Below are 12,974 nucleotides of genomic sequence, written 5' to 3'. Positions count from 1 at the left end.
CGCCTCCTCGCTGAGGCGCAGGAGGTGAGTGCGATGTCAGCGTCGACCACGGAACGCCCGGCCTGTCGGATCTCGGTCAACGGCACCGATCACGATTTCGACGGCCCCACCCATACCAATGCCCTCGACTTCCTCCGCGGCGAGGGCCTGACCGCAGCCAAGGAAGGCTGCGCGGAAGGCGAATGCGGAGCCTGCGCGATCCTCATCGCGCGACCCGACGGCGACGGCACGACCCGCTGGACGTCGGTGAATTCCTGTCTCCTGCCGGCCGCGGCCCTCGACGGCCAGGAGGTCATCACGGCCGAGGGACTCTCGGCCGGTGACCACATCCACCCCGTCGCCGAGGAGATGGCCGTGCGCGGGGGATCCCAGTGCGGCTACTGCACACCCGGCTTCATCTGCTCGATGGCCGCCGAATACTACCGCCCCGGACGGGAGGAGTTCGATCTCCACGCGCTCTCGGGCAACCTCTGCCGCTGCACCGGATACCGTCCGATCAAGGACGCCGCACAGGCCCTCGGCACGCCAGAGGCCACCGACGCCCTGGCCGCCCGGATGACCGACCCCGCCCCCGCCTCGGCGCCCACCGATCTCCACCGACCCGACACCCCGACCGGGGACCTGGGCCGCTATCGCCGGCCAGCCGACCTCGCCGAGGCGCTCGGCATCCTCGCCGACGATCCCGACGTCCTCCTCGTCGCCGGCGCCACCGACTGGGGCGTCGAGGTCAACATCAAGGGCGTGCGCGCGAAGTCGCTGCTCGCCATCGACCGTCTGCCCGAGCTGCGCGGCATCCGACGCACCGCCGACCACATCGAGATCGGCGCCGCTCTGACCCTCAGCGAGGTCGAACGCGGGCTCGCCGGCAGCGTGCCGCTGCTCGGCAAGCTCTTCCCGCAGTTCGCCTCCCGCCTCATCCGCAACGGGGCGACGATCGGCGGCAACCTCGGCACCGGGTCGCCGATCGGGGACACCCCGCCGGCCCTCCTCGCCCTCGAAGCCGAGCTCGTGCTGGCCTCGCGCGACGGTGAGCGCACCGTGCCCCTGGCCGACTACTTCACCGGCTACCGGCAGACCGTGCGGCAGCCCGGCGAACTCATCTCGGCGGTGCGGATCCCCCTGCCGCTGGCACCCCTGACGTCGTTCCAGAAGATCGCGAAGCGGCGCTTCGACGACATCTCCTCCGTCGCGATCGGCTACGCCGTCGACGTCGTCGACGGGGTGGTGGCGAAGGCCCGGATCGGCCTCGGCGGAGTGGCCGCGACACCGCTGCGGGCCCGGGCGACGGAAGCCGAGCTCGAAGGCCGGCCCTGGACGCTCGAGACCGTCCACGCGGCGGCAGAGACGCTCGCCGCGGAGGGCACGCCGATGGACGACCACCGGGCGAGCGCGCAGTACCGCACGGCGATGCTCCGCTCCTCCCTCGAGCGCTTCTATGCCGAACAGCTTAACGCGATGACCGAGGAGGCCGGACGATGAGCCAGCTGTCCCAGCGCCCCGCCGACCCCGTCGTCGGCGAGAGCCACCACCACGAAAGCGCGTTCGGCCACGTCACCGGCGCCGCCCTCTACACCGACGACCTCGTCGGGCGCCTCACCGGCGTCCTCCACGCATTCCCGGTGAGGTCCGAGCACGCGCACGCCCGCCTCGACTCCCTCGACACCGCACCCGCCCTCGCGGTGCCCGGGGTCGTGCGGGTCATCACCGCCGCGGACATCCCCGGCGTCAACGACCAGGGTGTCAAACACGACGAGCCGATGCTGCCCGTCGACGAGATCATGTACTTCGGCCAGCCCCTGGCCTGGGTCCTCGGCGAGGATCTCGAAGCCGCGAAGGCCGGAGCGCAGGCGGTCACCGCCGAGGTCACCCCGCTGCCCTCGCTCGTCACCGTCCCCGAGGCGATCGCCGCCGGCAGCTTCCACGGCATCCAGCCGACGATCGACAAGGGCGACGTCGACGGGGCCTTCGCCGACGCCGCGCACGTCTTCGCAGGGGAGTTCGAGTTCGCCGGCCAGGAGCACTTCTACCTCGAGACCCAGGCTTCGCTCGCCCACGTCGACGAGAACGGCCAGGTCTTCATCCAATGCTCGACCCAGCATCCGACGGAGACCCAGGACATCGTCTCCCACGTCCTCGGGATCCCCGCCAACGAGGTGACCGTCCAGTGCCTGCGGATGGGCGGAGGGTTCGGCGGCAAGGAGATGCAGCCCCACGGCTATGCCGCCCTCGCCGCCCTCGGTGCGAAACTCACCGGCCGACCCGTGCGGCTGCGGCTCAATCGGACCCTCGACATCACGATGACCGGCAAGCGCCACGGCTTCCACTCGACGTGGCGGATCGGGTTCGACGACGACGGGCGGATCCTCGCCCTCGAGGCGACGCTCACCGCCGACGGCGGATGGAGCCTCGACCTCTCCGAACCCGTGCTCACCCGCGCGATGTGCCACATCGACAACGCGTACTGGGTGCCCAACATCCGCGTCCACGGGCGCATCGCGAAATGCCACAAGACCTCGCAGACGGCGTTCCGCGGGTTCGGCGGACCGCAGGGGATGCTCGTCATGGAGGACATCCTCGGCCGCGTCGCCCCGCAGCTGGGCATCGACGCCGCCGAGCTGCGCCGGCGCAACTTCTACCAGGCCGGACAGGACACCCCGTACTACCAGCCGGTCCGCCATCCCGACCGGATGGAGGCGTGCTGGGATCAGGTGCTCGCCGCCGGCGACGTCGCGACCCGGCGGGCGGAGATCGAGGCGTTCAACGCCACCCGCGACGACGTCAAGCGGGGGCTGGCGATCACGCCGGTGAAGTTCGGGATCTCCTTCAACCTCACCGCCTTCAACCAGGGCGGGGCCCTCGTCCTCGTCTACAAGGACGGCTCCGTCCTCGTCACCCACGGCGGCACGGAGATGGGGCAGGGCCTGCACATGAAGATGCTCCAGGTCGCCGCGACGAGCCTCGGGGTGCCGCTGTCGACGGTGCGGCTCGCGCCCACGCGCACGGACAAGGTCCCCAACACCTCGGCGACGGCGGCGAGCTCCGGCTCCGACCTCAACGGGGGAGCGGTCAAGGACGCGTGCGAGCAGATCCTCGGTCGGCTCAGGCACGTCGCCGCGGGCCTCCTCGGGGCGCCCGCCCACGAGGTCGAGATCAGCCGCGGCATCGTCAGCGCACTCTCGTCGGCGAAGACGATCACGTGGGAGGAGCTTGTCAACACCGCGTACTTCCAGCGGATCCAGCTCTCGGCCTCCGGCTTCTACCGCACCGAGGGACTTCACTGGAACCTCTCGGAGATGCGCGGGGAGCCGTTCAAGTACTTCGCGTACGGGGCGGCCGTCAGCGAGGTCGAGGTCAGCCGCTTCGACGGCTCGTACACGCTGCGCCGCGTCGACATCGTCCACGACGTCGGGGATTCGCTCTCCCCGCTCATCGACCTCGGCCAGATCGAGGGCGGCTTCGTCCAGGGCGCCGGGTGGCTCACGCTCGAGGACCTGCGCTGGGACGACAGCGACAAGCCCAGCCGCGGACGGCTGGCGACGCAGGCGACGAGCACGTACAAGATCCCGAGCTTCTCCGAGATGCCCGAGGTCTTCAACGTCGCGCTGCTGGAGAAGGCCCATGAGGAGGGCGCGGTCTACGGTTCGAAGGCCGTCGGCGAACCCCCGCTCATGCTCGCCTTCTCCGTCCGCGAGGCCCTGCGGGAGGCCGTCGGCGCCTTCGGGGCACCGGGCACCGTCGTCGAACTCGCATCCCCGGCGACCCCGGAGGCCGTGTTCTGGGCACTCGAGGCCGTCCGCTCCCGGGAGCCCGTGCCGTCATGACCTGGATGGACACCGCAGCCGAGCTTCGCAGCGCTCGGGTGCCGGCCGTCCTCATCACCCTCGCCTCGGTCCGGGGGCACGCTCCCCGGGAAGCCGGCGCGAAGATGATCGTCTCCGCCGAAGACCTCTTCGGGACCATCGGTGGGGGCAATCTCGAGATGACGGCCGTCACCCGTGCCCGCGAACTCCTCGACGGCGGGGAGAGCGAACCCGAGATGCTCAGCCTGCGGCTCAACGACAAGGCCCCGGCGCAGTACGGGCGGCAGTGCTGCGGGGGAGAGGTCACCCTCCTCCTCGAACCGCTGCCCGTGCCCGCCGTCGTCGCGATCTTCGGGATCGGCAACATCGGGCTCGAACTCACCCGCATCCTCGCCCGCCACGACATCGACCTCCATGTGTCCGATTCGCGGCCCGAGCAGCTGAGCGAACTCGACCATCTCGAAGCCCCGGTGGCCGCCGTGACCCGCCACTTCGCCGTCGTCGGCGAAGAGGTGCTCATGAGTCTGCCCGCCGGCGCGCACGTGCTCATCATGACCCACGACCACGCCGAGGACCTCCACCTCTGCGCCGCCGCGCTCACGCGGGGGGACCTCGGCTCCATCGGCCTCATCGGCTCGAGCGCGAAATGGCAGCGCTTCCGCCGGGCCCTCCAGACCGAAGGGCATGCGCCCGAGGCCGTCGACACGATCATGTGCCCGATCGGCCTGCCCGCAGTCAGCGGCAAGCGCCCGGCGACGATCGCCGTGAGCGTCGCCGGCGACCTGCTCAGCCGCCTGCCCTGACCATTCCACCTTCCACACTTCAGGAGTCCACCCCATGCAGATCTTCCGTGCCCGCATCCTCGACACCCCGACCGATCCGTTCACCGGCGGCACCCTGCGCAGCGACGCCGATGTCGCGCTCGTCGTCGACGCCGGCCGCATCGTCGCCCGCACCGACTTCGCAACCGCCAGGGAGCGCCACCCCTACGCCGAGGTCGTCGACCTCCGCTCAGGGGTCCTCCTGCCCGGGTTCGTCGACACCCACGTCCACTACCCGCAGGTCCGGGCGATCGGCCACCTCGGCAAGCCGCTCCTCGACTGGCTCGACGAGGCGGCCCTGCCCGAGGAGTCGAAGCTCGGCGACGACGCCTACGCCCGTGCCGTGGCCCACGAGTTCCTCACCGGCCTGACCTCGGCGGGGACCACCTCGGCGATGGTCTTCGGATCGCACTTCGCCTCCGCCGTCGACATCCTCTTCGCCTCCGCCGCCGAGGTGGGGCTGCGGATGACGACGGGACTGGTCACCAGCGACCGCAACCTCCCCGAGGTCCTCCTCACCGACGTCGACCGCTCGGTGGCCGAGAGCCAGGAGCTCATCGACCGCTGGCACGGGAGAGGGCGGCTGCGCTTCGCGGTGACCCCGCGGTTCTCCTTCTCCGCCGGACCCGAGCTGCTCGCCGCCGGCGGCGGACTCGTCAGGGACAACCCGGGCATCTGGGTGACCTCCCACCTCAACGAGAACCGCGACGAGATCACCGGGGTCGCGCAGATCCATCCCGAGTCCCGCGACTACCTCGACACCTACGATCGGGCCGGGCTGCTGGGCGCGCAGACGATCCTCGCCCACAACGTCCACCCCACCGACCGGGAGCTGACGCGGATGGCCGAAGTCGGGGCGGCGGCCGCGCACTGCCCGACGTCGAACTCCGCGCTCGCGAGCGGCTTCTTCCCGCTGCGCCGCCACCTCGACGCCGGGGTGAGGGTCGCGCTCGGCTCCGACGTCGGCGCCGGCATCGGGTTCTCCCTGCTCAAAGAGGGCGTGCAGGCGTACTTCATGCAGCAGCTCGACCCGGCCGGGGGAGTCCCGCTGACGTCGACACACCTCCTTCACCTCGCGACGACGGCCGGGGCCGCAGCGCTCGGATTGGACGCCGAGGTCGGGGACCTGTCGGTGGGCAAGCGCTTCGACGCCGTGTGGATCGACCCCGCGGCCGGGCAGCCGCTCGACGTCGGCATCGCGCATGCGGGCTCCGAGGAGGACGCGCTGGCGACAATCTTCGCCCTCGGCACCCCCGCCGACGTCTCCCGCGTGTGGATCGACGGCGAGCTCGTCAAGGGCTGAGCGTCCGGCGTCAGGGTCTTGACTCTCCGCGCCGACGATGCGTATGCTGATTTCATCCAACGGAAACTAACTTCCGTAATACGGAAACTCGCAGAGTCGCGAAGGAGACCCCGATGTCGTTCGACTTCACTCAGGCAGACAGCTACATCCTCAACTGCTCCACCCTGCTCACCGAACTCCCGGTGCTCGAGCGCGCCCAGGCGGCGAAGGACGCAGGCTTCGACAAGGTCGAGTTCTGGTGGCCCTTCGACGGCAATCCGACCCCGAGCCAGGACGAGGTCGACGCCTTCGTCGCCTCGCTCGAGGACGCCGGGGTCGAGCTCAAGGGGCTGAACTTCTGGGCCGGCGACATGGCCGGCGGGGACCGCGGGATGATCTCGATCCCCGGCGCGCAGGCCGACGTCGCCGCGAACGCGGCCATCGTCGCCGAGATCGGCCGCCGCACCGGCTGCCGGGCGTTCAACGCCCTCTACGGCCTCCGACTCGACGACTCGACCCCGGAGGAGCAGGACGCCGTGGCGCTGGAGAACCTCGCCGTCGTCGCCGCCGCGGTCGAGGGCACCGTCCTCGTCGAGCCGATCTCCGGGGCAGAGGCCTACCCGCTCAAGACCGCGGCGGAGGCCGCCGCCGTCGTCGAGCAGGTGCGGGCCGCAGGCACGGAGAACATCGCCGTCCTCGCCGACTTCTACCACCTCGCCGTCAACGGCGACGACGTCGCCGCGGCCATCGAGACCGGGGCCGCGAGCTTCGGACACATCCAGATCGCCGACGCCGAGGGCCGCGGGGCACCGGGCACCGGGCAGCTTCCGCTCGAGGCCTGGATCGCCCGCTCGCTCGAGCTCGGCTACTCCGGCGGCATCGCGCTCGAGTACAAGCAGGACCGCGACACCGCCTTCGCGTGGCTCGCCCGCTGACCAACCGACTACGACCAGTAAGGACTTCCATCATGAGCACTACAATCGGATTCATCGGACTCGGCATCATGGGACTGCCGATGGCGAAGAACCTTGTCAAGGCCGGTTTCACCGTCCGCGGCTACAACCGGACCCCGGCGAAGGCGCAGGAGCTCGCCGCCGCCGGCGGTGAGGCCGCGGACTCGATCGCCGAGGCGGTCGCCGGCGCCCAGTTCATCATCACCATGGTCCCCGACTCACCCGATGTCGAGGCCGTGCTCACCGGCGACGACGGCATCCTCGCCGCAGCCGACGCCGGTGCGACGTGGATCGACTTCTCGACGATCCGCCCCGATGTCGCCAAGGCGCTCGCCGCCCAGGCGAGGGAGGCCGGCCTCAAACCGCTCGACGCTCCCGTCTCCGGCGGCGAGCCCGGCGCGATCGACGGCGTGCTCTCGATCATGGTCGGCGGGGAGGAGGCCGACTTCGACGCCGCCGCGGACGTCTTCGACGCCGTCGGCAGGACGATCGTCCGCGTCGGACCCTCCGGCTCCGGGCAGACCGTCAAGGCCGCCAACCAGCTCATCGTCGCCGGCAACATCGGGCTCCTCGCCGAGGCGGTCGTCTTCCTCGAGGCCTACGGCGTCGAGACCGCCTCAGCGCTCCAGGTCCTCGGCGGCGGTCTCGCCGGATCGAAGGTGCTCGAGCAGAAGGGGCAGAAGATGCTCGACCGCGAGTTCGCCCCCGGCTTCCGCCTCGCGCTCCACCACAAGGACATGGGCATCGTCACCGCCGCCGCCCGCGAGGCCGGCGTGACGATCCCGCTCGGCGCCGCCGTCGCCCAGCTCGTCGCCGCCACCGTCGCCCAGGGCAACGGCGGCCTCGACCACTCGGGTCTCCTCACCGTCGTCGAACAGCTCTCCGGTTCGGGCGACACTGCCGCCGGCGACACCGCCTCGGCGCGGGAGACCACGGCAGAGGAAGGGGCGGCGTGATGACGAGAATGCGCGCAGTCGACGCGATCGTCCTCATCCTCGAGAAGGAGGGCGCGACCGAGACCTTCGGCCTGCCCGGTGCCGCGATCAACCCGCTCTACTCGGCGATGCGGGCCCATGGCGGCATCCGCCACACGCTCGCCCGCCACGTCGAGGGCGCCTCGCACATGGCCGACGGCTACACCCGGGCTGCGGCCGGCAACATCGGCGTGTGCCTGGGCACCTCGGGCCCGGCCGGCACGGACATGATCACCGGACTCTACGCCGCCGCCGCTGACTCCCAGCCGATCCTCTGCATCACCGGGCAGGCGCCGGTGGCCGTGCTCGACAAGGAGGACTTCCAGGCCGTCGACATCGCCGCGATCGCCGCACCCGTGACGAAGATGGCGAAGACCGTCCTCGAAGCCGGTCAGGTGCCCGGCGCGTTCCAGAAGGCGTTCCAGCTCATGCGCTCGGCCCGCCCCGGACCCGTCCTCATCGACCTGCCGATCGACGTCCAGCAGACGGAGATCGACTTCGACATCGACACCTACGAACCGCTCGGGGTCGACAAGCCGGCAGCCACCTCGGCGCAGGCGGAGAAGATCCTCGATCTCATCGCCGCGGCCGAGCACCCGCTCATCATCGCCGGCGGCGGGATCATCAATGCCGACGCCGCGGATCGTCTCGTCGAATTCGCCGAACTCACCTCGATCCCCGTCTCGCCGACGCTCATGGGGTGGGGGACGATCCCCGACAGCCACCCGCTGGCCGCCGGCATGGTCGGCATCCAGACGCATGTGCGCTACGGCAACGCCTCGTTCCTCGACTCCGACCTCGTCATCGGGATCGGCAACCGGTGGGCCAACCGCCACACCGGCGACCTGGCCGTCTACCGCAAGGGCCGGACGTTCGTCCACATCGACATCGAGCCGACGCAGATCGGGCGCGTCTTCGCCCCGGACTACGGCGTCGTCTCCGATGCCGGTGCCGCCCTCGACGCCCTGCTCACGGCCGCGCGGGCACGGAAGGCCTCCGCAGCGCTGCCGGACTTCACGGAGTGGGCGAACGCGTGCACGGCGCGGAAGGCGACGGAGCACCGGAAGACGAACTACACGGAGAAGCCGATCAAGCCGCAGCGTGTCTACCAGGAGATGAACGCGGCCTTCGGCGAGGACGTCACGTACGTCTCGACGATCGGGCTCAGCCAGATCGCCGGCGCGCAGATGCTCCACGTCTACCGGCCCCGGCACTGGATCAACGCCGGCCAGGCGGGTCCGCTCGGCTGGACGGGCCCGGCGGCGCTCGGTGTCGCGAAGGGCAAACCGGGGGAGACGGTCGTCGCGCTCTCCGGCGACTACGACTTCCAGTTCATGATCGAGGAGCTCGCCGTCGGGGCGCAGCACCGGATCCCCTACGTCCACGTCGTCGTCAACAACTCCTACCTCGGTCTCATCCGGCAGTCGCAGCGCGGGTTCGAAATGGACTATCAGGTCTCGCTCGCCTTCGACAACATCAACGCCTCGGGAGAGTCCGCAGGCTACGGCGTCGACCATGTCGCCGTCGCACAGGGGCTCGGCTGCAAGGCGCTGCGAGTCGAGGATCCCGAGCTCATCGGCGAGGGGCTGCGGGTGGCCAAGGAGCTCATGGAGGAGCACCAGGTGCCCGTCGTCGTCGAGATCATCCTCGAGCGCGTCACGAACATCTCGATGGGTCTCGCGCTCGACGCGATCAACGAGTTCGACGTCCTCGCGCAGACCCCGGCCGACGCCCCGACGGCGCTCACCCCGCTGGGCGGTCTCGTCGGCGCGAAGTGAGGAGCACCGCACCGGTGCTTCGGTATACCATGGCCCCGTGAGCGGGGCAGCCGACGGTCGGCGGGACACTGAGTCGTCGGGACACTGAGGAGGAATCCATGAGCACACCCACCACTGCGACCGATGCCGGGACCGGCACCGAAGCGGTCGATCTCATCATCCGCGCCCGCCGGGCGATCCTGCCCGGCGGCGTCGGACCCGCCGAGGTGGCGGTCAGGGACGGCGTCATCGTCGCCGTCGCCGCCGACGGCAATGACCTTGAAGCGACCGCCTCGGCGGACACGCGGATCGTCGAGGTCGACGACACCCGCGTGCTCCTGCCTGGGCTCGTCGACACCCACGTCCACGTCAACGACCCCGGCCGCAGCGAGTGGGAGGGATTCGCCTCGGCGACCCGGGCCGCGGCCGCCGGCGGGGTGACGACGATCGTCGACATGCCACTCAACTCCCTGCCGCCGACCGTCGACGTCGCGGCGCTGGAGACGAAGCGGGCCGTCGCCGGGCCCAAGGCCTTCGTCGACGTCGGCTTCTGGGGTGGGGCGATCCCCGGCAACCGCGAGGATCTGCGCCCCCTCCACGACGCCGGGGTCTACGGGTTCAAGTGCTTCCTCGAGGACTCCGGAGTCGAGGAGTTCCCGCCGCTGACGCCTGCGGAGATGACGGAGGATCTGACCGAGATCGCGAGTTTCGACGGTCTCCTCATCGTCCATGCCGAGGACCACGGCGTCATGGCCACCGCGCCGACGGCGCACGGGCAGAAGTTCGCCGACTTCCTCGCCTCGCGGCCGCGCGAGGCCGAGAACGTCGCGATCGCCCACGTCATCGAGGCGGCGCGGGAGACCGGCGGGCGGGCCCACATCCTCCACCTGTCCTCGGCCGATGCCCTGCCGCAGATCGCCGCGGCGAAGGCCGAGGGGGTCAGGCTCACCGTCGAGACGTGCCCGCACTACCTCGTCCTCACCGCCGAGGAGATCCCCGACGGGGCGACGACCCACAAGTGCTGCCCGCCGATCCGGGAGGAGTCCAACCGCGAGGCGCTGTGGCAGGGACTCATCGACGGGACCATCGACTGCATCGTCTCCGACCACTCGCCGTCGACGGCCGAGCTCAAACTCCTCGACTCCGGTGACTTCGGTGCCGCGTGGGGTGGGATCTCGTCTCTGCAGCTCGGTCTCTCGCTCGTGTGGACGGAGGCGGCACGGCGCGGCATCGATCTCGCCGAGGTGGTCCGCTGGATGTCCGCGGCCCCCGCCGCCGTCGCCCGCGTCGCCGGCAAGGGCGCGATCGCCGTGGGCGGCGACGCCGACTTCGCCGTCTTCGCCCCCGACGAGGAGTGGACGGTGTCGGCGACCGAGCTCTACCACCGCAACCAGATCACCGCATACGATCAGCGCGTCGTCCGCGGCCGGGTCACTGACACGCTGCTCGGCGGCGCTCCCGTTGACTTCACGGTCCCCCACGGCCGGCTCCTCACCGCCCGCTGACCGCGGAGCGGCCCCAACAGCCCTCCGGGCACCCAGCGACATCGCTGAGCGCCCGGAGGGCTGTCCTGCGTCAGACGTGTCGGGTCAGACGTCGAGGGTCTCGCGGAGGCGCCGGACGTGGCCGTCGGCGGAGACGTTGTACTCGGCGAGGCTGAGGGCACCCGACTCGTCGACGACGAAGGTCGAGCGCAGCGTGCCCTCGACGGTCCGATCGCCGATCGTCTTCTCCCCGTAGCTGCCGTAGGCCTTCGCGACGGCCGCATCCGGGTCGGAGAGCAGCGGGAAGGTCAGCGATTCGTCCGCGGCGAAGGCCTGGAGCGCCTCGGGGCCGTCGGGGGAGACCCCGAGCACCTCGAAGCCCGCCGCGGTCAGCGACGCGAGGTTGTCGCGGAAGTCGCACGCCTCGGTCGTGCAGCCGGGCGTCGCCGCCTTCGGGTAGAAGTAGAGGATGAAGCGCTTGCCTGCCAGGTCCGCCTTCGAGTGGGTCTGTCCGTTCGCGTCCTGCAGGGAGAAGTCCGGTGCCTGCTGTCCGACCGTGAGTGTGTTCGCCATGATCAGTGCCCTTTCTGTTGGTGTCCGGCCGCCACGAGTGCACACGCGTGCGCGGCGGTCGCTTCGATGAGCTCCTCGGCGCGGGCCGAGAGTTCGGGGAGGTCCGCCGGCCCGGGCGCGATCGAGAGCGCGGCGGTGATGCCGGCCTCCCGGCACTCGGCGGGGGTGAGTCCGACGCGTCCGGCGACGACGATGATGCGCGCCGAGGCGGGGCTGTGGTCCCGCACGGCCGCGACGACCTTGCCCCCGAGCGACTGGGAGTCGAACGACCCCTCGCCGGTGAGGACGAGGTCGGCGCCGGCGAGGGCCGCGGTGAGCCCGACGGCCTCGGCGACCATGCGCGAGCCCGGGACGACCTCGGCGCCGAGGAGGGCGGTGAGCGCCAGCGGGATCCCGCCGGCGGCCCCGAACCCGGGGGTCGCGGCATGCTCGCTGCCGAGCACCTCGGCGAAATGGGCGAGGTTGTCATCGAGGCGCGTCACGGTCACGGCATCGGCGCCCTTCTGCGGGCCGAAGACGGCCGCTGCCCCGCGCGGGCCGGTGAGCGGATTGTCGACGTCGACGGCGATGCGCCAGGTCACGGTGCGGGCGCGCGGGTCGAGACCGGAGGCGTCGACGGCGGCGAGGGCGGAGAGTCCGCCGCCGCCGGGGGCGATCGGCTCCCCGGCGGAGTCGGTGAGGGCGGCGCCGAGGGCCGCGACGATCCCGGCCCCGCCGTCGGTGCTCGCCGAACCGCCGATGCACAGGAGGATCTCGTCGACGCCGTCGTTAAGGACCTGGGCGGCGATGAGGCCGACGCCGTACGTCCCGGCGCGTTCGGGGTCGAGGGGGACGTCGGAGACCTGGGGGAGGCCGTTGGCCTGGGCGGCTTCGATGACCGCTGTCCTGCCATCGGCGGAGAGTCCGTAGCGGGCGGTCGCCGGACGGCCGAGGGCGTCGACGACGTCGACGGTGCGCGCCGGCGTGCCCCACACCGCGAGGAGGGCCTCGAGGGTGCCCTCGCCGCCGTCGGCGAAGGGCAGCTCGGTGATCGTCGCGGCCGGGAAGGCCTGCCGGGCCCCGCGCGCGAGCGCCGCCGCGGCCGCGGGTGCGCCGGCGGAGCCCTTGAAGGAATCGGGGGCGCAGACGATCGTCGGAGTCATAGCCACATTCAACCTCACCGATTCTCTCGACACCACTGTCGCCGGCACCGAAGTCGGCGCCGTCAATATCCATGATACGGAAGAAATTTTCCGAAATCGACCACTGGAGGCGGAAAACGGATTTGACATCCCGGCGAGACGCAGGCCACACTCGTGGAAACGAATGGAAGAGAACTTCCGAGATGCGA

10 protein-coding genes are annotated in these 12,974 nt (G+C 70.9%); 8 read left to right on the top strand and 2 right to left on the bottom strand.

The features are described from left to right. The first annotated feature begins 33 nt into the window (after positions 1-33). From FJ887_RS14590 to allB, 8 genes are all read left to right on the top strand, one after another. Positions 34-1,479, top strand: a complete 1,446-nt coding sequence (locus tag FJ887_RS14590) for a xanthine dehydrogenase small subunit (RefSeq protein WP_140955721.1) — start codon at positions 34-36, stop codon at positions 1,477-1,479. Further along, entirely contained in the window at positions 1,476-3,821 is a 2,346-nt protein-coding gene (gene xdhB, locus FJ887_RS14585) for a xanthine dehydrogenase molybdopterin binding subunit (protein WP_140955722.1), read from the top strand. Before FJ887_RS14590 ends, xdhB begins: the two co-directional genes overlap by 4 nt. A 5-nt stretch (positions 3,822-3,826) precedes the next feature. Continuing rightward, positions 3,827-4,603, top strand: coding sequence for a xanthine dehydrogenase accessory protein XdhC (gene xdhC / locus FJ887_RS14580; protein ID WP_137826670.1), 777 nt, complete (start codon positions 3,827-3,829; stop codon positions 4,601-4,603). 34 nt (positions 4,604-4,637) lie between these two features. Next, on the top strand, positions 4,638-5,924 hold the full coding sequence (gene guaD, locus FJ887_RS14575; RefSeq protein WP_137826668.1) for a guanine deaminase: 1,287 nt from the start codon (positions 4,638-4,640) through the stop codon (positions 5,922-5,924). Between the two features lie 113 nt (positions 5,925-6,037). Further along, positions 6,038-6,838: a hydroxypyruvate isomerase family protein gene (locus FJ887_RS14570; RefSeq protein ID WP_137826667.1), complete on the top strand. Its 801-nt coding sequence runs from the start codon at positions 6,038-6,040 to the stop codon at positions 6,836-6,838. Then, positions 6,823-7,812, top strand: a complete 990-nt coding sequence (locus FJ887_RS14565; RefSeq protein WP_249356888.1) for a 2-hydroxy-3-oxopropionate reductase — start codon at positions 6,823-6,825, stop codon at positions 7,810-7,812. The genes FJ887_RS14570 and FJ887_RS14565 overlap by 16 nt, the downstream gene beginning before the upstream one ends. Further along, positions 7,812-9,608, top strand: a complete 1,797-nt coding sequence (gcl, locus tag FJ887_RS14560) for a glyoxylate carboligase (RefSeq protein WP_137826665.1) — start codon at positions 7,812-7,814, stop codon at positions 9,606-9,608. Before FJ887_RS14565 ends, gcl begins: the two co-directional genes overlap by 1 nt. Before the next feature lie 98 nt (positions 9,609-9,706). Beyond that, positions 9,707-11,092 carry an allantoinase AllB gene (gene allB, locus FJ887_RS14555; RefSeq protein ID WP_137826664.1) on the top strand — a complete coding sequence of 462 codons (1,386 nt, stop codon included), beginning with the start codon at positions 9,707-9,709 and terminating at the stop codon, positions 11,090-11,092. An 84-nt stretch (positions 11,093-11,176) separates the two neighbouring features. Here the strand turns inward: allB and FJ887_RS14550 are convergent, their stop codons facing one another. Then, positions 11,177-11,644: a peroxiredoxin gene (locus FJ887_RS14550; protein ID WP_137826663.1), complete on the bottom strand. Its 468-nt coding sequence runs from the start codon at positions 11,642-11,644 to the stop codon at positions 11,177-11,179. 2 nt (positions 11,645-11,646) lie between these two features. Further along, on the bottom strand, positions 11,647-12,786 hold the full coding sequence (locus FJ887_RS14545; RefSeq protein ID WP_137826662.1) for a glycerate kinase: 1,140 nt from the start codon (positions 12,784-12,786) through the stop codon (positions 11,647-11,649). Between the last annotated feature and the right edge of the window lie 188 nt (positions 12,787-12,974).

This window comes from Brevibacterium sp. XM4083, assembly GCF_006489205.2.
In the GTDB taxonomy this organism is placed as follows: domain Bacteria; phylum Actinomycetota; class Actinomycetes; order Actinomycetales; family Brevibacteriaceae; genus Brevibacterium.
Note: the sequence above shows the minus strand (reverse complement) of the source record. Positions and strands in the feature narration are given on the sequence as shown.